18 protein-coding genes and 1 other RNA gene are annotated in these 23,617 nt (G+C 37.6%); 13 read left to right on the top strand and 6 right to left on the bottom strand.

From position 1 onward, the window contains the following. The first annotated feature begins 1 nt into the window (after position 1). The 3 genes from ACO052_RS08995 to ACO052_RS08985 are packed head-to-tail and all read left to right on the top strand — an operon-like array spanning position 2 to position 3,939. A complete protein-coding gene (locus tag ACO052_RS08995; protein ID WP_422107679.1) occupies positions 2-631 on the top strand; it encodes a DUF1361 domain-containing protein in 630 nt (209 codons plus the stop codon). After that, positions 621-1,142 carry an exosortase K gene (gene xrtK / locus ACO052_RS08990; protein ID WP_422107678.1) on the top strand — a complete coding sequence of 174 codons (522 nt, stop codon included), beginning with the start codon at positions 621-623 and terminating at the stop codon, positions 1,140-1,142. Before ACO052_RS08995 ends, xrtK begins: the two co-directional genes overlap by 11 nt. Continuing rightward, on the top strand, positions 1,126-3,939 hold the full coding sequence (locus tag ACO052_RS08985; RefSeq protein ID WP_422107677.1) for an MSEP-CTERM sorting domain-containing protein: 2,814 nt from the start codon (positions 1,126-1,128) through the stop codon (positions 3,937-3,939). Before xrtK ends, ACO052_RS08985 begins: the two co-directional genes overlap by 17 nt. A 28-nt stretch (positions 3,940-3,967) precedes the next feature. Here the strand turns inward: ACO052_RS08985 and ACO052_RS08980 are convergent, their stop codons facing one another. Beyond that, on the bottom strand, positions 3,968-5,176 hold the full coding sequence (locus tag ACO052_RS08980) for an NAD(P)-dependent oxidoreductase (protein WP_422108059.1): 1,209 nt from the start codon (positions 5,174-5,176) through the stop codon (positions 3,968-3,970). Between the two features lie 366 nt (positions 5,177-5,542). Here ACO052_RS08980 and ssrA point away from each other — a divergent pair. The 3 genes from ssrA (at position 5,543) to ACO052_RS08965 (ending at position 7,103) form a co-directional block, all read left to right on the top strand. Then, positions 5,543-5,938, top strand: a transfer-messenger RNA (tmRNA) gene (gene ssrA / locus ACO052_RS08975). Positions 5,939-6,069: 131 nt separating this feature from the next. Then, on the top strand, positions 6,070-6,315 hold the full coding sequence (locus tag ACO052_RS08970) for a GIY-YIG nuclease family protein (RefSeq protein WP_422107676.1): 246 nt from the start codon (positions 6,070-6,072) through the stop codon (positions 6,313-6,315). Between the two features lie 221 nt (positions 6,316-6,536). Further along, entirely contained in the window at positions 6,537-7,103 is a 567-nt protein-coding gene (locus tag ACO052_RS08965) for a hypothetical protein (protein ID WP_422107675.1), read from the top strand. 81 nt (positions 7,104-7,184) lie between these two features. On the opposite strand, the gene ACO052_RS08960 is transcribed toward ACO052_RS08965, so the two are convergent. The 3 genes from ACO052_RS08960 to ACO052_RS08950 are packed head-to-tail and all read right to left on the bottom strand — an operon-like array spanning position 7,185 to position 8,944. Then, a complete protein-coding gene (locus ACO052_RS08960; protein ID WP_422107674.1) occupies positions 7,185-8,027 on the bottom strand; it encodes an NAD(P)H-binding protein in 843 nt (280 codons plus the stop codon). 13 nt (positions 8,028-8,040) lie between these two features. Further along, complete coding sequence (locus ACO052_RS08955) at positions 8,041-8,538, bottom strand: DUF1772 domain-containing protein (protein WP_422107673.1); 498 nt, start codon at positions 8,536-8,538, stop codon at positions 8,041-8,043. A gap of 4 nt (positions 8,539-8,542) precedes the next feature. After that, a complete protein-coding gene (locus tag ACO052_RS08950; RefSeq protein ID WP_422107672.1) occupies positions 8,543-8,944 on the bottom strand; it encodes a DUF5367 family protein in 402 nt (133 codons plus the stop codon). Positions 8,945-9,234: 290 nt separating this feature from the next. Between ACO052_RS08950 and ACO052_RS08945 the strand changes: the two genes are divergently transcribed. Continuing rightward, a complete protein-coding gene (locus tag ACO052_RS08945; protein ID WP_422107671.1) occupies positions 9,235-10,260 on the top strand; it encodes a LacI family DNA-binding transcriptional regulator in 1,026 nt (341 codons plus the stop codon). Between the two features lie 91 nt (positions 10,261-10,351). Here the strand turns inward: ACO052_RS08945 and ACO052_RS08940 are convergent, their stop codons facing one another. Beyond that, entirely contained in the window at positions 10,352-11,206 is an 855-nt protein-coding gene (locus tag ACO052_RS08940; RefSeq protein ID WP_422107670.1) for a helix-turn-helix domain-containing protein, read from the bottom strand. 196 nt (positions 11,207-11,402) lie between these two features. Here ACO052_RS08940 and ACO052_RS08935 point away from each other — a divergent pair, with 196 nt between their 5' ends. The 6 genes from ACO052_RS08935 (at position 11,403) to ACO052_RS08910 (ending at position 20,313) form a co-directional block, all read left to right on the top strand. Continuing rightward, the gene (locus ACO052_RS08935) at positions 11,403-13,661 is read left to right on the top strand and encodes a beta-glucosidase family protein (protein ID WP_422107669.1); all 2,259 of its coding nucleotides are present in this window, start codon (positions 11,403-11,405) and stop codon (positions 13,659-13,661) included. Positions 13,662-13,822: 161 nt separating this feature from the next. Next, positions 13,823-14,791: an SMP-30/gluconolactonase/LRE family protein gene (locus ACO052_RS08930; RefSeq protein ID WP_422107668.1), complete on the top strand. Its 969-nt coding sequence runs from the start codon at positions 13,823-13,825 to the stop codon at positions 14,789-14,791. Between the two features lie 18 nt (positions 14,792-14,809). Beyond that, positions 14,810-17,086, top strand: coding sequence for a glycoside hydrolase family 3 N-terminal domain-containing protein (locus ACO052_RS08925; RefSeq protein WP_422107667.1), 2,277 nt, complete (start codon positions 14,810-14,812; stop codon positions 17,084-17,086). Then, on the top strand, positions 17,086-17,586 hold the full coding sequence (locus ACO052_RS08920) for a gluconokinase (RefSeq protein WP_422107666.1): 501 nt from the start codon (positions 17,086-17,088) through the stop codon (positions 17,584-17,586). Before ACO052_RS08925 ends, ACO052_RS08920 begins: the two co-directional genes overlap by 1 nt. Next, the gene (gene gndA, locus ACO052_RS08915; RefSeq protein ID WP_422107665.1) at positions 17,573-18,967 is read left to right on the top strand and encodes an NADP-dependent phosphogluconate dehydrogenase; all 1,395 of its coding nucleotides are present in this window, start codon (positions 17,573-17,575) and stop codon (positions 18,965-18,967) included. Before ACO052_RS08920 ends, gndA begins: the two co-directional genes overlap by 14 nt. 2 nt (positions 18,968-18,969) lie before the next feature. Beyond that, positions 18,970-20,313, top strand: a complete 1,344-nt coding sequence (locus tag ACO052_RS08910) for a GntP family permease (RefSeq protein ID WP_422107664.1) — start codon at positions 18,970-18,972, stop codon at positions 20,311-20,313. Here ACO052_RS08910 and ACO052_RS08905 read toward each other — a convergent pair. Next, on the bottom strand, positions 20,310-23,597 hold the full coding sequence (locus tag ACO052_RS08905) for a VCBS repeat-containing protein (protein ID WP_422107663.1): 3,288 nt from the start codon (positions 23,595-23,597) through the stop codon (positions 20,310-20,312). The two genes, ACO052_RS08910 and ACO052_RS08905, sit on opposite strands and share 4 nt — an antisense overlap. Positions 23,598-23,617 lie beyond the last annotated feature (20 nt).

Genomic DNA, 23,617 nt, shown 5'->3' with positions numbered 1-23,617 from the left:
ATTGTCATTAGTTACAGTCGCTTTGACTTTTAGCATTGTTGCTTTAATGGCTCGAATAAAACTCAATAAATCCTTCTTCTACCTATTTTTAGTTTGGAATGTCTTTTTGGCTATAATTCCCTATACCATAACCATGTACCTAAACACTAAAGCTAATATTGGTAAATACAAGCTCATATTTTGGTTTTTGGTTTGGTTGTTATTTTTACCCAATGCACCTTATATCGTTACAGATTTAATGCATATCAGAATGGGTAATGAAGCTTTATTATGGTTAGACATTTTAGTTGTGCTTTCCTTTGCCTTGACAGGTCTGCTCCTCTTCTATCTTTCCGTATTAGATATGCAAAAGCTAATGGCTTCAAAGTTCAGGCAAATCTCGATCGGTAAATTAACTATCTGTGTCATACTCCTTTCTGCCTTTGGCGTCTATCTCGGTCGATTTCTACGATATAATTCTTGGGAAATTGTTAGTAATCCACAGGTTTTAATTACTGATGTGATTAGGATTTTAATTTCACCGTCCCAAAATTCCGAAGTTTGGTTATTTACACTTGCTTTCGGGGGATTTTTAATTGTTGGTTATTGGATGTTTAAAAATTTAAACCATATTAGGACCCATGAAGATTAAATCATATCTATTTTACGGCATTATTTTTTCGTTGACCATAATTGGAAAAATAGCATACACGCAAGCAACAAACGATGCGCTTGTCTTTATTCTAAAGCCCTTAAGCTCCATTATTTCATTTCTGACGAATAGCCCGTTCATCTACTTAAGCGACTCTGGTTTTTATTTTGAAAGTTTAAATATCACTATAGATAAATCCTGCTCAGGCGTTAATTTTTGGATCATCAGCTTTGTGGTATTCTCATTTTCTTTTGTCAAAGTCACCCGATCAAACTTTCAAAGGTTATTGTCAATTCCGGTATTGCTTCTTGCAACATTGGCCTTTACACTTTTTGCCAATACATCACGAATTTTAATTTCAATACTCATATCACGGCAGACAGCTTTTGACTATCCTTGGCTACATCAAGCCCAAGGCGTTTTTATTTATTTATCACTGCTAGTTATAGCCTATACCATCATCAATCACCTAAGCTTTAAATTCAATAATTACCATGAGGAACTTACTTAATCCAAAATGGCTTTTAGCCATCAACACATTACCAATTCTTTTATTGTTTTTATTGTTTTGGGGTGATTACAGCATTATTAAAACACTTTTAACTGAAGATAACTTAGCCTATTGGAAAGGGTTTGGGCTCATACTTTTTGCGCTCTCAATTTTAAACTTTGGTTACACCTTGCTCTGTATTATTAAAGCTCTAAAAGTCTCCATTTACTATGCTATAATCAGCTTAATTGTTTATACCATATTCATTTTTCTATATAACGTTCACTCACGTCATATTATACCTTCAGATATTCCTAGGTGGATGCTATCAGGTGATTTATTACTATATGTTGGCACATTTTTAATGCCAACTTTAATACACGCCCTATTTATTATTGTTATAAAACTAACCTCAGCAAACAAAAATCACAAAGCCTGGAAAAACTTCTTATCAGCCGTGGCCGTGCCAATCGTTTGGTATATTTTCTTTCAAGTCATTGCCCCGCTTTGGCAGACCGTAGATTCTAGATTTAGCGAGCACGCCTTTATAATCTTAATGATTATAGGTGTGATCATCTTTCTGTTTTTTTTAATAAGGGGTATTTATATTTTATCTCTTCAAAAGGATGGCAAATGGAAAAAATATCAACTTTTTTGGAAAATCCCAATCGCCATAATTTTTCCTCTTTTGGGATTAGTGGTCAACAGAGGGTATCTTTTTCGTGGGTTTACTGGAAATGACACAGGTATTTTCGGAGATTTTAGTTCCCCATGGTTCTTTGTTTTGGCATGTATTAATGGTATTCTAATTTGTCTGCCCAACACAAAGCACAAACGCTACAGGATACTACTCTACGCTGGAAGATCGATTACTTTGACCTACACCCTATACTTTTTTATGGTCTTTCTCCCCTTTTTGCCCTTTTCTATCATTGCGATAATTGCTGTAGGAACCGGATTTCTAATGCTGACACCTTTGGTACTTTTTGTCATTCATCTTCAAGAATTAACCTCCGATTTTTCATTTTTGAAACAGCATTTTTCCAAACCCTTATTATTCGGAATTTCAATATTCGGTTTCCTTATAATTCCTCTGAGTATCATAGGGGCCTATCAAAAAGACAGGCATGTTTTACATGAGACCTTAGACTATATCTACCATCCAGATTATTCAAAAGACTACAATATTGATAAAAAATCCTTACAAAAAACACTTCATGTTATAACGAGTAACAAAGATCGGCGTAATGATTTTATTTTTGGAAATCAAACACCTTATCTATCTCCGCTTTTCAATTGGATCGTTTTAGACAATCTCACCTTGTCGGATGCCAAAATCAATACCATTGAACGTATTTTCTTTAACACGCCATCTTTTGGAATCCGTCGCTCTGAAAACCTTGTCAATGAAGGTGTTGGTATTTCAAATATATCCTCCAATAGTACTTACAATAAAGAAGCAAATTATTGGACAAGCTGGATAGACATCGAAATTACCAATGCCAATAGTGATAGGTTTCAATCCGAATATGCGACAACTATCGATTTACCTGAAGGCTGTTGGATCAGTGATTACTATCTCAACATCGGTGACCGAAAAGAAATGGGCATTTTGGCTGAAAAAAAATCTGCAATGTGGGTGTTTAGCCAAATACGAAATGTGAGAAGAGACCCAGGATTACTGCACTATTTAACAGGTAACAAAGTGTCCTTTAGGGTATTTCCTTTTGCAAAGAACGAAGTTCGAAAAACGGGTATTCAGTTGGTACACAAAGAACCCGTAACGCTAGATATAGATGCACATGAAGTCATTTTGGGAAATGCCAATTCGCAAATAGAATCGGAGACTATACAATCAGACCATATCGCTTATGTCTCGGTCTCCGACAAGGAACGTTTAGAGCATACAAAAAGGAACCCTTACTATCATTTTGTCATTGACATGTCTCAAGATAAAGATAGTTTGAGATCTCATTATGAGGACCTTATTACTCAATTTCTAGAAAAACAGCCATTAGCATCACAACCTAAAATCAGTTTTACAAATAGTTTTACTAACACCATCCCTCTTGATAATGTATGGAAAAACACATTAAATGGCATGGCATTCGAAGGGGGCTTTTATTTAGAACGCGCCGTAAAAAAGATTTTATTCAATGCTCATACAGAGCCTTCTAACAGCTATCCTGTAATCATCGTAGTCTCTGACGACATTCAAAATTCCATAATAGAAAAAGATTTTAAAGACTTTAAAATGGCATTTCCGGAAAGTGATATATTCTATCACCTAAATACTTCGGGCCAACTCGCTTCGCATAGCTTAACCCATACACCAAAACGAGCCATTGATGGCCATGCCATTGTTGATGTTCACCATGCAGTACTTGCATGGCCAAATACAAAAGAACCCTTAGCCTATTTAACAGACAATAACGCGCCAAGTATCGTTCTAAAATCACCAATATTCGACATTATCGAAAAAGACATACAGTCTAAAAATTGGAATTCGGGTTTATTACTTCAAGGTAAATGGATATCACATACACTGTATCCTAAAATTGCCGAGGATGAATGGAACCAACAAGTCAAGTATAGTTTTATGTCTCAAATCATGACACCACTTACCTCTTATATTGCTTTAGAAAATGAGGCACAAAAGGCCATCCTTCTAAAGAAACAAAAAGAAGTCCTTTCGGGCAAGAAATCATTTGATCTCAATGAAGATACCCAGCGTATGTCCGAACCAAGTCTGTTCATCTTACTAATCTTAATCGGAATGTTTATTCTAATAAAAAGAAAAGGTATTAAACTGTTGTAATTTCAAAAAACATTGGCCCAATAATCACTTATTCATGGCCATCCACATAGTCCTGAAGATAATAAAACCGTTCTGTGAGCTTGCCTTCAGAGGTTGTGATTTGTGCGCGCTCTAGGATGCCTTCTTGATCACTATTAAAAAAGGCTGGTATCACATGTTCAACAAAGGTTTCACCAAAGCCTTCGCTGGCATCTTTTGGCAGTTCGCAAGGTAAATTATCTACAGCCATAACCGTTATAGCGTCCTTATCATCGTAGGCAACTTCCCTTTCGGTCTGTGGATTGTAACCATAAAAAGGTTCCTCAATAGTTGAGGGGCGTATGGTGCTCGCCACCGGACCATCGATATCACAAGATATATCCGCTACTAAATTGATTCTAAAATCAGGATGCTTGGCATCTTCTCGAGTAAACAGATAAGGGGCATTATTGCCATAAAAATGACCTGCTATAAACATATCAGATACTTTTGCATAGGGCATAAAATTACTTTCATAGCCCGTTGGGTCTTTATAGAACTCTAAGCGATCCCCAACTTTTCCATCGATACGTTTGGCATATTCCATAACATCGATTCTACAATAAACGGGCTCTGTAAACTCAGACGTTAAATAGAGCGCATCACTAACTTCCTTAATACCAAGATGGTCTAAAATCTCTGCGGCACCGTTGGCCACTTTTCCTGTTCCAGAAAGCAAAATCTTAATATTTGGAATCGTGATTTTATCCAACTCCAATTTAACGGCATATAAATCAGCTAAGCTCTCACATTTTGGTAAATTAAAAAGACCATCTCGTAATCCCAGAGCTCTAAAGCCATTATAGGCGCCAACTAAGCCTGCATAGCGACCAAAACCGATGAGTCTATAACCATTAGTATCTACTATAGTTTCATGATCGTACATCTCGATATTTTTCTCGAGCATGGCTAATAACAACTTTCTATTATAAGGTTGTTTTTTAATGGTATGAGAAAAGTAGAAGTACTTTTTATTGGGAATTAGGTAATCTATAGGTACTTCTTTTACGCCTATCATCACGTCGGCGTCAGAGACATCCTCGGTTACTTCAAAACCCAATTTGGTATAAGCCTCATCCGGAAAAACCCTGATATCGGAGGACTCAACCACAAATTCCGCTTCGGGAAATCGTTTTCTAGCTTCCGCTAAAGTTTCAGGTGAAAACACGACACGTCGGTCTGGTGGGTTTTTGCGTTCTTTGATGATGGCGAATTTTATACTCATGTTGGTTTGATGATTCATTTATTTGTTACTGCAAACTGCCACTATGTACTGTTTGCTGACTATGGAATAATTTTTGCACGAAAATAACTGGATTTAAGAGCTTGCACAACTTTTTTTGTAAGTTTGCACGCTCGCGTTAGGGATTGCAACGCTATCCTTGTTATATGTCAGTTCGAGTGTTTTGCGAAGTTATGAGCAAAATGTATCGAGAACAGGTCTAAAAGATATGGTGAAAAGCCCAAGTCCACAAAGTTTTTACCTAGTGGATAAACGCATAAATTGAGTCATTTATTGATAAGACCCTGAAACAAGTTCAGGGTTAATTCGATAATACAAAACAAAGTTTTGTTATCTCATTAAGGGGTCGACTGGTTTTGACAGCGAGATTAATGAAATGGTAAGCACGTCGTGTAATGGTTTTGAAACACGTAAAAGGCTAGACCAAATTTTAAACGGCGAAAATAACTACGCTTTAGCTGCTTAATAACTGAATTATAGTAAGTTCAAGCCACGTCCCGCAAGGCGGGAAAGCTAAATGTCTCCAAAAAGCCTTGGTTAGTGGCGTTTTATTTAGAGGCATCGTAAAAATTAACCAAGATGGGGTAGCGCTTTGATGCTCTTTCGAGATTTAGAAGCTAAGCTGTAAATGGATCGTTTTTAGTCAGTTTACAGTCTAAAATTAAATAAAAACTAAACGTGTAGAAAGCCCTTTGGTTACTTGTTTGGACGAGGGTTCGAATCCCTCCGACTCCACCTACGCTCTCTGAAGCCTTGTGCGACAGAGAGCTTTTTTATTTTTAATCGTAATCATTTTTTTATTAAGCTCTATCTTAAGAGCTTCGGTGGACTCGTCCACAAATTTCATAACTTTAGATAAATACAACATTATGAAATTACTCTACACTGTTTATATTTTAAAATGTGCTGATCAAACCTATTATACAGGCTTTACAACGAATATTGAAAAACGATTAAAAGCTCATCAAAACAAAGAAGTGCACTATACGAAAAGCAGATTACCTGTTAAATTGGTTAACCTATTTCAATTCGAAAACAAACTAAAAGCTTATGATTTTGAACGCTACCTAAAAACAGGGTCTGGAATCGCCTTTAGAAACAAAAGACTGATTTAAAAAACTAAAGGTATAATTTTGCAAGGTGGGAAAAACGCAATTAGTCCCTCCGACCTGCCTGACGGCAGGCAGGCTCCACCTGCGCTCTCTGAAGCCTTGTGCGAAAGAGCGCTTTTTTATTCTTAACCGTAATTATTTTTTTAATTATAAATAAAATTCCACCTCATAATTTGAACCTTTCCTTAAAACTAACGTCATAGGTATTAGAACAAATTGTCTCCATGATTCTTGTCGTCCTTATATACTTAGGTATCTTTTATGCTAGTCTTAGATTCGGGAAATGGTTATCTCATCGATTCATTTTTATCGCTAAATTAGGAGAGCATATATACACTAAAAAGCTTGATCAATTAAATACTTCTCCTTTTTTTAGTCCGTTGCGAAAAGCCATCAATGAATCATCTTTGTTAAAAGCCATTACTTGTATTTTCCCTTTAATTTTGATAAAATCCATTGCTTTTTATTATATGTCCTTTGTTCTAATAACACCAATTGTCTTAATTAGTCAAGGTATTGTCATGGGCAGTTTGTTTGTTTATAGCGTTAGACAAACAAAAAATAATCAGCACCTAAAAACCATAACATTTTGGCAACTTTCAAGTCATATTATAGCCGCAAGCTATGGAACTTTAAAAGGCTTGGAATGGCTCTTTTCTGATTCTTTTAAATACTCTTTTCTTAAAGGCACTAATTACAACATGTTCCTTTTTTTAATTCTTACACTTCTAACAGCATTAATAGCAAGCTATTTTGAAGCTAAATCTATTATCTTAAAAGACAACTTTTGAAATTATTCCCTGTATTCAACCCAAAAAACCCTTGCTAAAACTGCAAGGGTTTTTAGTTTTGATTGATGAAAATCTGATTGGCTAAACTTTAATTTCTGCTTTATTCCAAATACCAGTATTGGCGACCTCTTTGGTAAAGTCCTCGAATCTAACAGGTGCTCTGCCCAATAGCTTTTCAATATCCTGCGTTACAATAGAATTATTTGGATTACCGAGTACAACAGTAAATAGATAGTCAATTAACCAAACGAAGTCATCAGGTAATTGCATCTCGCGCATGGCATTACTATACTCCTCCAAACTTAATGGCACGAATGCAATATCTCGTTTTGTAGCTGCTGCTATGGTATCAATAGCCTCTTTAAAGGTCAATAATTGTGATCCTGTAAGCTCATAAATCTTACCATTATGGACGTCATTTAAGAATACCTCAACAGCCACATCAGCAATGTCATTGGCATCTACAAATGGGATTTTGACATGGGCTTGTGGTAAGGCGACCACACCTTCTAATACCGGTTCTAGCAAGAAATTCTCACTAAAATTCTGATTAAACCAACTGGCTCTTACAATGGTATAGTCAATTCCAGAGTTAATAACGATCTCCTCACAGAGCTCAGCTTCACGTTCCCCTTTACCAGATAATAAGACTAATTTCTTTACTCCAGCTATTTTAGCTTGTTTTACTAATTCTGTAATAGCTTCTTTGGCTCCAGGCACGGCCAAATCTGGTTGATAAGTGATATACACCTTATCAATGCCTTCTAAAACGGCGTTCCAGTTATTGGGTTGATTCCAATCAAATGATGGTTGTGCCGATCTTGAGCCAACACGTACCTTATGGCCTAGTTGTTGTAAACGGTCTACTATTCGCCGACCTGTTTTTCCTGTTCCTCCTGTGATTAAAAAATGTTCTGTTGTCATAATTATTAAATTTTTATTTTGTGATTTGTGTGGTTATGATAATTAAGGTGATAAATGATCCTATTGCGGTGATGGTTCTCACCAAATGAAACCGATTCCATTTGGTTTCAAAGGTCTTGCGTAAATCTTTTAATTCAACCTGATTTAAAGTTTCTAGATTGTGCTTGTCAATCATGTCGTTAAGTGGTACATTTCCAAAAACAGTGACTAAAACTACTCCTGAGACATACACTAACACAGCTACTAAAAGCATCCACCAAATAGTTGTTGGCACGTTTTTGAATAGAAATAGATTACCAAGTCCTAAAAAGAAGGGCCCCAAAAACACTGCAAAAAATGTCGGGTTTAAAATGACGCGATTCATTTGTTGAAAAGCCATTAAGAATCCAAAATCGTCTAGCCGTCCAATACCTGGTGTTACAGCATTTCCCCAAGTAAAACAAAGGCCTGCACTAAGCCCAGTACATAGGACTAATAGCAAGAAAACAATGTGTTGTAATGAGAATTCCATGGCTTTACTTTTTTACGGTTACGGTGCTATTAGTGACTCTGAAGTAGTAATACAATACCACGATACTGATAAACACCAAAGCGATTAACCAGAAGCCTGGAGCGGTAAAAAACATATAATGATCTATGCCATTGGGCATCATAAATACGGGTACTGTAATTAGGGCATCTAAAATGGCACTAACCAATAAGAACGTAAGCCCTACTAAAAAGCCATGAGTTCCTTTTTCTTTCTTGTAGTACATGGCACTTCCATACCAAACCAGGGGAATCACCGATAGTAGTAATACCAAGTTGGCTTGTAGTTCTACATCTTCCAATATGGGCAGATAAAATGAGATGGTGTAGGCAGATACTGCTAGTATCCAGATGGCCACACCGATTAAAATTACTCTAATTGTTTTCATGTCTTAATAATTTTTAATTACACGACAAAGGTATCCGTGCCTTAGAGCATTGACTTATTTGAAAAGAATTTTGATTTGTTTGAAAAGACGACTACCGAATTTGAATTGGCCTATAGCCTAAATACTTAAATTTTAAATAAGGTTTAAGCAGCATTATTTACAATTGAAAAAAGGGCTTAAATACTGAAAAACTTTTCGATTTTACGATCAAAATAACTAGAAGCGCTTTTGGAGCATACAAAAAAATGATTTAGTATCTTAGACATTCAACTTAAATTCAAGACCTATCTATGAGACCTGTTACCTTAAAAGAAATAGCTAAAGAATTAGAAATTTCTGTGGCCACGGTCTCTAAAGCTTTAAAGGGGTATCCTGATGTCAACCCAAAGACACGAAAAAAAGTCGAAGCATTAGCGAAAGCCTTAAACTATTCCCCCAATACGGCTGCCATAAATCTTAGAAAGCAACACACAAAAACTATCGGTGTCATCATACCAGCGGTAGTTCACTACTTTTTTTCAAGTGTCATTGATGCGATTATAAAAATTGCAGACGAACGGGGTTATTTGGTCATACTCTTGCAGAGCGATGAAAGTTTCGAGCTGGAAGAAAAGCAGGTTAATCTCCTCCTGAGTAAAGGAATCGATGGTCTAATAATTTCGCTTTCAAATCATACCCGAACTTATACACATTTGAAAAAATTACGTGATTTTGACGTTCCATTTGTTCAAATGGATAAAATTTCCAAGATCGTTGAAAGCTCGAAAGTCATTATTGATGACAGAAAGGCTGCTTATGAGGCCGTCGAATACCTCATAAAAAAAGGACATAAAAGAATTGCTCATTTTAGAGCGGGATTGACCCCACAGAACTCTATAGACCGGTACCTTGGTTATAAAATGGCTTTAGAAGACCACAATATTTTATTCGACAAAAGCTTGGTTTATATATGCGACAATAATAAAGATTTTGAGGATGGTCAAATCAATGCGGAAAAACTCATAAATGACCACGGTAACTCCGTTGATGCCATTTTTGCAGTAAGTGATCTGGTTGCTATAGGAGCTATGCACTATTTAAAGAACAACAACATAAACGTACCTAATGACATCGCTGTTATAGGATTTAGTAACTGGTTTATGTCTTCTGTAATATCCCCTCAATTGTCCACTGTAAATCAGGATGGCTCTAAAATTGGTGAAGCCGCAATTAATTTACTATTTGAAGAGATCAACAATAAAAAAGAGGGGCATCCTAGACTAAATAAAACTGTGGTCATAGATACGCATTTAATCATTAGAGAATCTACTGGGTAGATTGTTATTAGAAATATAGCCACATACAAAGAGGCTGTACTTTAAAGCACCCACTCATCTGAGGCAGTTTTTGATGTATTTGGAAAGACGACTACCGAATTTGACTGGGTCTATAACCAAATTTCTTAGCAAAAGCATTTGAGAAGGAACTTAAACTATCGTAACCAACATGCCATGCTGCTTCTTGAACCGTTGCTTTTTGATTACTGATCATCTCATGGGCAGTCGATAGTCGTTGGTTTTGTAAATACTTAAATACAGGAACACCAAAGACTTCTTTAAATTCTTTTTTGAGTTTCGTGGTGTTTAAGCCAATAATTTTTGAAAGCTCTGATAAGGAAGGCGGATTGTCTAGATTACCTGCCAAAATGGTTTTTACTTCATCCAAACGTTTCCGATCCTGAGTTTTAAAGGTTTTGGTTTTGTGCATGGCCAGTTGACCAAAAAAATGGGATAATAAAGCCGTAATCTGACTTCTAAAAAACATCATTCGGGCTTTACCTTCGTATTTAATATTAAAGATGCTATCGACAATGCGCTGCATCTCGGGAGTCATAAAAAAGCTAGGGCCTTCAACATAATGATCTTTTGGATGTACCAATTGTTCCAAAAGTTCTGAGAACAACTCCCCTTCTTGGTTAGGTAATTTGTGCAGGTTTCTTGTCGCCGTAGCAATAACGATGCACTCTAAAGGACAATCTTTGGAAACGGTATGTTTACATAAAACCTTTTCATCTGAGTAAAAGGACAAGGCCAAGCCTTTGGTATAATTATAACACTTTGATGTTGTAGGGTATTCGAATTCCAAATCCACATTGCCCGATCCGTAAAACGCCACGGCAATGACGGGTTCATCAAAACAGCAGGCATCTTCTATGGTTTTATCTGAATTCGCTGTTTCCACCAAAATGGTAAAATCATTGATATCTATAATGTCCCTAGTCATGTCACTAAGATAATTATTCTATTAGAGAAATGCCCTATCCTGTACATGTAGTGTTAAAAACCCAGTGTTTACAGGTACTAGATAGTTTATGATACAACAAATGTTTTAATGTTTGCGTCAATAATACTATTCAAATTTTGTCTTTTAAGGTAGTTTTACTTCACTAAATAAATCATTTAAATCAAATCATATCATAATGATCAAAGTCTCAAAATTCCTTTGCTTTGTTCTCACAATTTTAGCCATCACTGGATGTAAAAATGACAAAGAAGTAGCTTTAAATACCAATACTTCATCTTCAGAAATTGTAGAGGCGAAAATTGATTCCATAATTTCACTGTTAACGCTTGAAGAAAAAGTGGCCTTATGCCACGCACAATCCAAATTCAGCACCAAAGGTGTAGAGCGGCTAGGTATTCCTGAAATATGGATGGCCGACGGACCGCATGGCGTGAGAGCCGAGATCAGCTGGGATGATTGGGCCTATGCGGGCTGGACCAATGACTCTATCACAGCATTTCCTGCACTTACTTGTTTGGCCTCTACCTTCAACCCCAGTCTGGCTGAACAATTTGGAGTGGCCTTAGGCGAAGAAGCCAAATACCGTAAAAAAGATGTGCTTCTAGGGCCTGGAGTTAATATTTACAGAACCCCTATGAATGGTCGTAACTTTGAGTATATGGGCGAAGATCCCTTCCTTGCATCAAAGATGGTCGTCCCCTATATACAAGGTGTACAGCGTAATGGTGTTGCAGCCTGTGTAAAGCACTTTGCGCTAAACAATCAAGAACGTTGGAGAGATGAAGTCAATGTCGAGGTCAGTGACCGAGCGCTTCATGAGATCTATTTACCTGCTTTTAAAGCCGCTGTCACCGAAGCTAATGTCTGGTCTATTATGGGAGCCTATAATAAGTTTCGCGGACAGTACACAACACATCATGAACTGCTGACTAAACAAATTCTAAAAGGGGATTGGGGTTTTGATGGCGTAGTCGTTAGTGATTGGAGTTCGACGCACAACACCATGGAAGCTGCATTAAACGGCCTAGATATTGAAATGGGGACGGGTACGGATGGTCTTGGTACCACGACAGCAAATCATTATAGCAATTACTTTCTCGCCAATCCATTTCTAAAAGCACTTAAAAACGGGGAAATTCCGGAAAGCATAGTCGATGACAAAGTAAGACGTGTATTGAGATTACGTTATAGAACCAATATGAGTAATAATCGTAGTTTGGGTCGAGCAAATAACAAAGAGCACCATGACGTGGCACGGCAAGTAGCTACCGAAGGTATTGTACTTCTTAAAAATGATAATAATTTCTTTCCTATTAAAGATGAAACTGGTATCACCATTGCTGTTATTGGTGAAAACGCGACCCGTTCTATGACTAAAGGTGGTGGTTCTTCGGAACTAAAGCCAAAATTCGAAGTTTCTCCGCTTCAAGGGCTACAAGAGCGCTATAAGAATGCTAAAATAATCCATTCGATGGGTTATGCTTCTGGTGCCTCTGTCTACGACAATGTATTACCTTCTCCCTATGATGCCGACTCCCTAAGAACAAAAGCCATTGAAGTCGCAAAACAAGCGGATATTATTCTATTTGTGGGTGGTTTAACAAAAAGTCATTTGCAAGACAGTGAAGGTGATGACCGCAGACAATACCAATTACCTTTTGGACAAGAAGAACTTCTTCGAGACATTAAAAATGTTAATAAAAATGTAGGTTTTGTGATGCTCACAGGAAATGCTGTGGAAATGCCATGGTTAGACTCCGTAGAGGGTTTACTGCAAAGCTGGTACTTGGGATCCATGGCCGGACATGCCATTGCTGATGTCATCAGCGGTAATGTAAATCCTTCAGGAAAACTTCCCTTTTCATTTCCTAAAAAACTAGAAGATAACGCTGCTATATCCTTTGGTCCTGAATCCTATCCCGGTGTTGATTTAACAAGAATTAATGATAATGCAACACTTAATTTAGAATCCAATCCTCCTGTAAGTCCGACACAAGAATATAAAGAAGGGATTCTTGTAGGTTACCGTTGGCATGACACTAAAAATATTGAACCACAATTTGCATTTGGCTATGGTTTATCTTATACCAGTTTTGAACTGAGCGACATCCGTGTAGATCATCAAGATGATAGCTTCACCGTGACTTGTGGAGTCGCAAACACGGGAGATATGGATGGCGCAGAAGTTGTACAAGTCTATGTCGGGAAAACGGATTCTAAGGTGCAACGCGCTTTAAAGGAGCTCAAAGGGTTCTCAAAAGTTAAAGTCAATAAAGGAGAGAAGCAATCCGTTTCAATTACTATAGATAAGGCAGATCTTGCATTTTATGATGAATCTATTTCGGATTGGAACTTAGAAAAAGGCGATTACGAGGTTTATGTAGGCAATGCCTCCAATAACATTTCAAAAAAATTAAATATCCGAATTAACTAAACCGCGCTCTTGACTAAAAAACGAGAACACTAAAAATCTTTGTATTAATAGCTTTGGCAGGCCTCATTACTTCTGGTAATGAGGTTGCCATTAAAATTTAGATAAAGACTGTAATTAAATAGTTGACTTCTGCCCTAATATTTAAAAGACAAACATTCAAAATGAATAAATCTATTGCGATTTTAATAGCATTAATTGTAACCAGCTGCAAGTCAAATGAAGAACAACAGGACAAAACTAGTGTAGCCTCTTCGAAGGAAGTCACCATAGCCTATAAAACTGAAGCTGCTCTTGGTGAAGGTGCTATTTGGAACGATGATACCAAACAATTGTATTGGGTAGATATTGAAGGGAAGACCTTTAATGTGTTCGATCCAAAAGCCAATCAGAATCAATCGTTCCCAACAGCTACACAAATCGGTACTGTTGTCCCGAAGCAAAACGATGAAGTCCTAGTAGCATTGGTAGATGGTATTTATACACTAAACCTAAAAACTGGAAACACCACTCCATTTGTTGATATGGGTGAAAGCTTAGTTAATAGTAGGCTTAATGATGGGAAATGCGATCCTAAAGGGCGACTATGGGTAGGCTCCATGAACTGGCAACAAGACAAAGGAAAAGCGAAGCTATTTATGATCCAAAATGATAGCACAGTCACCACTAAGATGGATAGTGTCACCATTTCAAACGGCATTGTTTGGACTAAGGATAAAAAAACGATGTACTATATAGATACACCAACCTCTCAAATAAAAGCTTATGACTATAATGACGAAACGGGTCATATATCCAACGAACGTGTAGCCGTTGAAATATCAGAAGATTTGGGATTTCCAGATGGCATGACCATTGATGCTGAAGATATGGTTTGGGTCGGCATGTGGAATGGTAATGCCGTCATAAGATTTAACCCAAAAACAGGAGCATTATTAGAAAAAATAGATGTACCGGCCCATAATGTGACCTCTTGTGCATTTGGCGGGGATCATTTAGAAACCCTATATATCACAACAGCCAAATTGGACATGACCGATGAAGAATTAAAAAAATATCCTCTAGCAGGCTCAATTTTTAAAGTAAAGCCTGGGGTAAAAGGGGTAAAAAGTAACGCTTTTAAAACGTATTAATTATATACTAAACCCATCATGATAAAAAACTCTATTACATATAGTCTTATAAGCCTTACCCTATTGTTTTGCTTGGCTTGTAAAAAAGACACAAGGTCAACTGAAGTGTCGTCAACTCAAGATCAGAACACGGAGTTCAAAATTGACTCCATCTTATCCAAGATGACCCTTGAAGAAAAAATTGGACAGACCAATTTAAGAGGAACATCTAGTAGGGTGAAGGGCAGCCTTCCTGAAACACTGAAAACTGCGGTTAGAAATGGAGAAATAGGGGCGTTTCTCAATGTCATGAACCTCGACTATGTCAAGGAGCTTCAAAAAATTGCCGTTGAAGAAAGTCCAAATGGCATTCCATTAATCTTTGCACGTGACGTCATCCATGGGTTTAAAACCATCTTCCCTATTCCACTAGGACTCGCCGCTTCTTTTGATGAAAATATAGCAAAAACATCATCTGAAATTGCAGCGTTCGAAGCGAGCTCAGCAGGTATAAGATGGACATTTGCACCTATGCTAGATATCTCAAGAGATAGTCGCTGGGGGCGCATCGCAGAATCACCTGGTGAAGACCCATATCTAGCATCTATTTTGGGGAAAGCTTATATTGAAGGCTTTCAAGGTGAGGATTTGAGTAGCCCAACACGTATGGCAGCTTGTGCTAAACATTTTATTGGATATGGTGCAGCCATTGGCGGTCGCGATTACAATACGGTGAACATGTCTGAGCCTTTACTTAGAAATGTATATTTACCACCCTTTCAGGCGGCTATTCATAGTGGAGCTGCAACCGTAATGACCTCTTTTAATGAGGTCAATGGTATACCTGTTACCGGTAATACATTCTTACTAAAAGATGTATTAAGAGATGAACTAGACTTTAGTGGATTCACTGTAAGTGACTGGGATTCGACGGTAGAGATGATAGCACATGGTTTTGCAAAAGATGAAAAACATGTGGCCGAGCTAGCCGCCAATGCTGGTTTGGATATGGAAATGAATAGTAAAGCCTATGAGCAGCATTTAAAAGATCTGATCAAGGAAGGAAAAGTTAGTGAATCACAGCTAAATGAGATGGTAAAACATATTCTTCGAGTTAAATTCAGATTGAATTTATTTGAGAAGCCCTATATCCCAGAAAACCATAATGGAAATCTGTATGCCGAACCCCACTTGGCTGAATCCAAAAGAGCAGCAATAAAAAGTACGGTATTGTTAAAGAATGATGATATCCTTCCTTTATCAAACACCACAAAAGTAGCGGTTATGGGGCCATTAGCCCATCAACCTCATGAGCAACTTGGCACTTGGACCTTTGATGGTGAAAAAGCGCATACAATAACTCCTATTGACGCCTTTAAAAAAGCAAATATAACGTTCAATTTTGTTGAAGGTTTATCGTACAGTAGGGATCAATCAAAAGAAAATTTCAACGCGGCAATTAATGCTGCAAAAAGCGCTGATGTCATTTTGTTTTTTGGAGGTGAGGAAGCCATCCTATCTGGTGAAGCCCATAGTAGATCTCAACTCAACTTACCTGGAGCGCAAGAAGAACTGCTAAAAGAACTTGCAAAGACCGGCAAACCAATTGTTTTAGTGATTATGGCCGGAAGACCAATCACCATGACGAATATTATTGATGATGTCGATGCTGTTTTAATGGCTTGGCATCCAGGAACCATGGGAGGCGAAGCTTTACACGATATCATTTTTGGTTTCAGTGAACCTGGAGGACGACTTCCGGTATCTTGGCCTAAAAATGCAGGGCAATTACCTTATTTCTACAATCATAAAAATACGGGGCGACCTGCAGAAGTCGATCAGTTTGTGCAAATGGATAGTATTCCTATTGGCGCCTGGCAAAGCTCCTTGGGCAATGATTCCCATTATTTAGACATTGGATATACCCCTCAATTTCCGTTTGGTTATGGTCTAACATATACGTATTTTAACTACGAAAACATAAGTGTTTCTAAGGACACCATTGGTTTTGACGAACATGTAAAAATTTCTGCAAGCATAACCAATACGGGACAGCGATATGGAACAGAACTCGTGCAATTGTACGTACAGGATGTCGTTGGAAGCATTACAAGACCCATACGAGAATTGAAAGGTTTTGAACATGTCGAACTAAAACCTGGAGAAACCAAGACCGTAACTTTTACGATTTCATCAGAAGATTTAAAATTTGTAAATTCTAAAATGGTGGATGCTGCAGAAGAAGGTAGATTCAATGTTTGGATTGGCCCTAACGCTTCCTCCGGTTTGCGTTCATCATTTTATCTAAAACAATAATGGCTCGGATCATCATCATTATGGGGGTTAGCGGAAGCGGAAAAACTACGATTGGCAAACATCTCGCTAATCATTTGCAACTCCCCTTTTTCGATGCAGATCATTTTCATCCTAAAACAAACATTGAAAAGATGAAACAAAATATGGCCCTAGACGACACCGATCGCAGACCTTGGTTAGATGCCTTGGCCATCTTAATTAAAGAATGGTCGACTTCTAATGGTGCCGTATTGGCTTGTTCTGCATTAAAAGAGTCTTATAGAGAAATACTTGCTACCTATACAAAAGCTATCGATTGGATTTTCTTATCCGGAAGTTTCAAAACCATTATGGAACGTATAGAACAGCGGCAAGAGCATTTTATGAAATCATCCTTACTTCAATCCCAGTTTGACACGCTCGAGATTCCATCTTACGGATTTCATATTGATATTGAACAAGGTTATGAAAACACGATTTCTGAAATCATTGAAAAACTTAGTTTAAATGAAAAAGACTGATTTTGGCCTAATAGGTTTAGGAGTCATGGGAAAGAGTATCAGCCTAAATATTGCTGATAACGGCTTTTCTATTTCTGTCTACAATCGAACGGAAGATGGTGAAGCACACGTGGTTAAAACTTTTATTGAGAAGAACAATACCTACCATAATATTCAAGGGTTTACCAGTCTTTCCGAGTTTGTAGCTTCAATCGAGCGACCTCGTAAAATCATGTTGATGGTTAAGGCCGGAGACGCCGTTGGCTCTGTCATTGAAAAATTATTGCCTCATCTTGATAAAAACGACATTATCATCGACGGTGGAAACTCGTTGTATTCCGATACTATTCGACGGTCTAAATGCTTAGCCTATAAAAACATTTATTTCGTAGGGTGCGGTATATCTGGTGGTGAGGAAGGCGCGAGAAAAGGCCCTTCTATAATGCCAGGAGGGAGTGCAAAAGCCTACGCACATATTGCTCCGATTTTAGAAAAAATTGCAGCAAAAGATAAAAACAACCAAGCTTGTTGTACCCATATAGGACCTAATGGCTCCGGTCATTTTGTAAAAATGATACACAATGGGATAGAATATGCCGAAATGCAATTGTTGGCTGAAATCTACGCACTACTTATTGTAAATCATAGCAACGAAGACATCGCGCAAATTTTAAGTGATTGGCATACGCGTCATGAAGCCAGTTATTTATTGGAAATTACAATTGCTATTCTCCGAAAGAAAGAAGATGACACCTATATCATTGATCACATACTAGATAAAGCCTTAAGCAAAGGAACCGGCTCCTGGTCGAGTAAGGCGGCTTTGGAGTTGGGTATACCAGCCACCATGATTTCGTCCGCTGTCTTTGCGAGGTATATATCTACCTTTAAGGACCAACGTGTTCGGTTTTCTAAATCCATAAAGAAAAAAAACAGTTTAAAACGCGTTAATTATAAAAGTCTAGAATATGCTTATGGTTTTGCTAGAATTATTAATCATCAACAAGGATTTGAGCTTATTCAACACGCATCAAAACACTACAATTGGGCTTTAAACCTTTCTGAAATAGCACGCATTTGGACAAACGGTTGCATCATTAGATCAAAATTGATGGAAGATTCTATCGTTATTCTAAAAGGTAATTCAAGTTATTTTGACAATAAGACGGTATTTGAAAGACTTCACAATTCTGAAAGCGATGTTACAAAAATATTACGGCACGGTATGTCCAATAGGGTTGCACTAGACACGTTTAGTTCAGCCTATAATTACTGGGTTGGCGCAACAACTGGGAACTCATCTGCAAATATGATACAGGCTTTGCGTGACTATTTTGGTGCCCATAGGTATCAACGCAATGATAAGGATAGTTCTGAGTTTTTTCATACAAATTGGCAATAAGCATGATCGATTTTTCTTTAATATCAGCTGTAATTATAGGTATTGTGGTCTTATTAGTCCTCATCCTGCGTTTTAAAATTCAAGCATTCATTGCGCTTTTAATTGCCAGTATTATTGTAGGGATATTATCCGGAATGCCGCCGCTTACTATTATTTCCACGATGAAGGAAGGCATGGGCAACACTCTAGGGTTTGTCGCCGTAGTCGTCGGTTTAGGAGCTATGTTTGGTGCTATCTTAGAACATTCTGGTGGTGCGAAAGCCTTAGCCGTCTACTTGCTCAAAACTTTTGGTGAAAAAAATGCGTCGTGGGCCATGGTGATTACAGGTTTTTTCATCGCTATTCCAGTTTTTTTTGATGTTGCTTTTATTATTCTGATACCCCTACTCTATTCTTTACAGCGAAAAACAAAAAAGTCATTATTGCTATATGCCATTCCATTACTGGCAGGACTTGCAATAACACATGCTTTTATCCCTCCAACACCAGGACCGGTAGCGGTTGCAGATATTTTAAAAGCAGATTTGGGCTGGGTGATTCTCTTTGGCTTTATCGTCGGAATCCCGACGGCCATTGTATGTGGTCCTCTATTTGGAGCATACATTTCTAATAAAATCTTTGTTGAAGCTCCGCAACAAGGCCTAGAAAATGTCCACACCATTAATCATCCTCCTGTAAAGATGATTATAGCAATCATTGGTATTCCGATTGTATTAATTGTTAGTAACACCTTATTGAATAGTGCACTTTTTGAAGCGGAAACTATTCCAGAAGGTTTAAAAGCTTGGCTTGCTATGATTGGCCATCCTTTTACGGCGTTAATTATTGCTAATCTCGTGGCTTGGTACCTCTTAGGCATTAAGCGAAACTTCACTAAAAACAAACTCTTAGACATCACTACAGCCTCAATGGGACCAGCGGGTATCATTATATTATTGACAGGTGCCGGAGGTGTTTTTAAGCAAGTTTTAGTCAATACCGGTACGGGTGAAATGCTGGCTAATTATTTTGCCGACAAAGGGGTAAGTCTACTTCTATTCTCATTTTTAGCAGCTGTACTCGTACGTTTATTGCAAGGTTCGGCTACAGTGGCCATGATTACTGCAGCAGGGCTTACGGCCCCATTACTATCTGTAGATATTTCTGCTATTGACAAATCATTATTAGTCATTAGTATAGCTTCTGGAGCGTCAATTGCTTCCCATGTCAATGACAGCGGGTTTTGGCTGGTGAGCAAGTATCTGGGACTCAACGAAACACAAACTTTTAAAAGTTGGACTCTAATGACAACGCTTCTTGCACTAGTCGGTTTTATTTCGGTAAGCGTACTTTCTCTTATTTTCTAATTCACCTTAATAAACTGCAAATAATCATTGTTCTTTGCCGCTATAATATAATCTTCATTATTGATAGTAATCTCAGCTAAATCCTTGGTGTCGCCTTTAATAAAAACACCACTTTCTGCTGGAGGAATAGCCTTAAAATCACCATCACCTTTACCTTCTAAAAAATATCCGAAGCTGGCATCATTGCGAGGGGTCTCAACTTCTGAAACGTATAGATTGCCCGCTATGACCATATCAAGATGACTATCTTTATTATAATCGTCTACCAAAATTTGATTGATACTAGAAAATTGCGCTTCAACCGGAAGTTGATGCATCATAAAACTATTTCCCTTGTTCTCGAGATACACACTTGCAAAAGATTTTACCTGATAGTGTAAAGCTTCATCCAATTGCTCCTTGGAGTAGACATCTATTAAAGTCGCTTCAGAGAAGCTATTATAATCTTTGAATTTTTGTTTTATGGCCGGAATTTGTTGCGAGGAACACGAACGTCCTCTTAAAGGCACTTGTTGTCCTTCACTGTAATAACTTAGTACAATATCATCGCTTTTATTGTTATCAAAATCTTTAACATAAATATCAAAGGTTTCGTCTGCAGTTGCCTTATACTTATAGTTTAGTCCATTATTCCCAACAATAAAATCCTGATCACCATCATTATCAAAATCCCCCGACTTTATACTCCACCACCAACCTGTAGAATCCTCAGTTAATCCCAAAGCTGAAGAGACCTCTTCAAAGTGGGTCTGCTTGTTTTTAAATACGCGAATAGGCATCCATTCACCAACAATAATGATATCCTCCCAGCTGTCATTATCATAATCAACAATCACAGCACTTGTTGCCATGCCCAAATTTGTAAAAGCGCTTGCCATTTGCTCTGTGGCATCGGTAAATACAATATGACCCTCTGTACTTTGATTGATTAGCAGGTGACTACTTGCAGGTAAGGGATAATGCCCTGGAATTTGACGACCTAATGCTAAAATATCTTCTTTACCATCCTTATTAAAATCGGCGTGATACACTCTAGATCCACTACTATTGATTTCCGGTAAATCGGACTTGGTAAAATGACCTCGACCATCATTGATATATAATCTATCTTGATAAAACTGTGATGTTCTTGCTAACTCATAGCCACCACTTACCACATACAAATCATTATCGCCATCGCCATCGGCGTCAAATAACATAGCGCCGACATCTTCACTCAAACGATCTAACTTTACATCTTGAGATGTCATTTCTAAAAATCCCTGTGAGGTTTGTATATAGATAACTCCTGAATTTCCATGAGAACCGCCCACAAAAAGGTCTTCCATATCATCACCATTTACATCCCCAACGGCAATTGCAGGTCCAAATGCTGACATTTTATGAGGTAATAGTACCTGTTTTAGGTAATCGTCATAATCATTTTCCACGTGCTTATGATTTAATATATCTCCTGAATCTACTGTGCTAAATAACGCTGAGCGACCCTCAAGGTCTTCGTTAATAGTCTTTGCATCGGTAAAGGAAAACTCCAAAAATTGATTGGCCTTTACATTTTGCAAAATTTCAACTTTAGCGTTGGGCCAAACCACTTTTAGTTCATCAATGGTATTATAATTGCTCAATCCAAAATGTAATCTAGGCGCTATAGAAGACTGAAAACCTCTGGTCTGTGTTAATTCTTGCATTTGTATTTCCTCTCCAGTAGTAAGATAAACACGAACTCCTAGTCCAAAGGTGTTTTTAGATGCACCTTTAAAGGTCATTGCTAAATAATTACTTCGATCGGAGCTATTATTTTCAAAAACGGAGGCATAGTCGTCTACATTATTGGTAATCAATTCTAAATCCCCATCATTATCCAAATCGGCATAAGCGACCCCATTAGAAAAACCTTCATATACTGTACCCCATTCCTCATTCACGTTTTTAAAATCCAATGCCCCATTATTTTTAAACATAAAATTATCGGTCTTCTCCGACGGGATTTTTAAGCTTTTTTCAAGATCCGATAAATTAGACGTGTCATTTTTTGAATAGGTATTAAAAAAGTCGGTATTATTGATTTCGCGACGTACACCATTGGTTACAAATAAGTCCTTGTGACCATCATTATCAAAATCCGCAAAGACAGGGCCCCAGCTCCAATCGGTAGATGAAGTCCCCGTGAGTCGAGATATATTCGAAAATTGTGGTACATTATCCTGAAACACTCCTGTATTGAGCTGTAAACAGTTGTGCATGTATTGATAGTGGAATCCCATGAATACGATTTCATTAAAGACTTGAGGATTCATACTGCTCATATTCGCTTTTTGTCGTCTACTGCTATTAGAGTCCATATCCGCCTGAAAAATATCCAACAAACCATCATTATTAATATCCGCAATATCAACACCCATTCCATAAAACGATGTATGACTGGTCGCCTCTTTAAACACATTTCTAAATGTCCCATCACCATTATTCATATAGATATAATCCGGAATGCTATAATCGCAAGACACATAAAGATCCTGAAAGCCATCATTATTCAGATCACCTGCGGTGGCACCTAGAGAAAAACCATAGCTCTTAACACCCGACAATTCAGAGACATCGGTAAATCTATCCCCATCATTTCTATAGAGCTTATCGGACTCCGCATCAGATGGGTTTTGCATTCTATTCTTATAAATATAATTTGGAGTATTAACATTGGCAATAGGGTAATTGGCTACATATAAGTCTAAATCACCGTCATTATCATAATCAAAAAATGTCCCTTGGGTAGAATTTGCTGCATCATCTATACCAAACACCGCACCCATTTCAGTGAAGGTGCCGTCTTGATTATTGATGTAGAGCTCGTTTCTCCGCTCATCAGAAAGACCAGCAACAGCACAGTAAATATCCAAATAGCCATCACCATTAACATCGGCCATTGCAGAACCTGTATACCACCTGGCATCCCCAGCGACTCCAGCGTTATCAGTAATATCTTCGAATTTTAAATTTCCTTTATTTAAATACAGTTTATTCTTCACCTGATTGCCCGTAAAAAAAACATCGACAAGGCCATCATTATTGATATCACCTACAGACACACCACCTCCCATGTAGATCGACGTATAATTAAAATAATTCATCGTCTCATTTTCGGTAAGTGTGTTTTTAAAATCTATACCTGTTATCTCTGATGTTAAAGCATTGAACACCTTAGCGTTTTCGGAGTCACTTGAGGTATCTTCTGTACAACTTACTGTTAAAAACGTTATAGCAAATAAGAGAATTATCTTTTGCATGTTTTCATTCTAATTAGACT

It is taken from the genome of Winogradskyella sp., from assembly GCF_965228925.1.
Lineage (GTDB): Bacteria > Bacteroidota > Bacteroidia > Flavobacteriales > Flavobacteriaceae > Winogradskyella.
The sequence above is the reverse complement of the archived record's forward strand: the minus strand, read 5'-3'. Positions and strand labels throughout refer to the sequence as shown.

Bases quoted from the DNA above. Each gene is read 5' to 3' on its own strand.
- xrtK (WP_422107678.1), top strand. From the start codon at position 621: ATGAAGATTAAATCATATCTATTTTACGGCATTATTTTTTCGTTGACC.
- ACO052_RS08985 (WP_422107677.1), top strand. From the start codon at position 1,126: ATGAGGAACTTACTTAATCCAAAATGGCTTTTAGCCATCAACACATTA.
- ACO052_RS08970 (WP_422107676.1), top strand. From the start codon at position 6,070: ATGAAATTACTCTACACTGTTTATATTTTAAAATGTGCTGATCAAACC.
- ACO052_RS08965 (WP_422107675.1), top strand. From the start codon at position 6,537: ATGATTCTTGTCGTCCTTATATACTTAGGTATCTTTTATGCTAGTCTT.
- ACO052_RS08960 (WP_422107674.1), bottom strand. From the start codon at position 8,027: ATGACAACAGAACATTTTTTAATCACAGGAGGAACAGGAAAAACAGGT.
- ACO052_RS08955 (WP_422107673.1), bottom strand. From the start codon at position 8,538: ATGGAATTCTCATTACAACACATTGTTTTCTTGCTATTAGTCCTATGT.
- ACO052_RS08950 (WP_422107672.1), bottom strand. From the start codon at position 8,944: ATGAAAACAATTAGAGTAATTTTAATCGGTGTGGCCATCTGGATACTA.
- ACO052_RS08945 (WP_422107671.1), top strand. From the start codon at position 9,235: ATGAGACCTGTTACCTTAAAAGAAATAGCTAAAGAATTAGAAATTTCT.
- ACO052_RS08940 (WP_422107670.1), bottom strand. From the start codon at position 11,206: ATGACTAGGGACATTATAGATATCAATGATTTTACCATTTTGGTGGAA.
- ACO052_RS08935 (WP_422107669.1), top strand. From the start codon at position 11,403: ATGATCAAAGTCTCAAAATTCCTTTGCTTTGTTCTCACAATTTTAGCC.
- ACO052_RS08930 (WP_422107668.1), top strand. From the start codon at position 13,823: ATGAATAAATCTATTGCGATTTTAATAGCATTAATTGTAACCAGCTGC.
- ACO052_RS08925 (WP_422107667.1), top strand. From the start codon at position 14,810: ATGATAAAAAACTCTATTACATATAGTCTTATAAGCCTTACCCTATTG.
- ACO052_RS08920 (WP_422107666.1), top strand. From the start codon at position 17,086: ATGGCTCGGATCATCATCATTATGGGGGTTAGCGGAAGCGGAAAAACT.
- gndA (WP_422107665.1), top strand. From the start codon at position 17,573: ATGAAAAAGACTGATTTTGGCCTAATAGGTTTAGGAGTCATGGGAAAG.
- ACO052_RS08910 (WP_422107664.1), top strand. From the start codon at position 18,970: ATGATCGATTTTTCTTTAATATCAGCTGTAATTATAGGTATTGTGGTC.
- ACO052_RS08905 (WP_422107663.1), bottom strand. From the start codon at position 23,597: ATGCAAAAGATAATTCTCTTATTTGCTATAACGTTTTTAACAGTAAGT.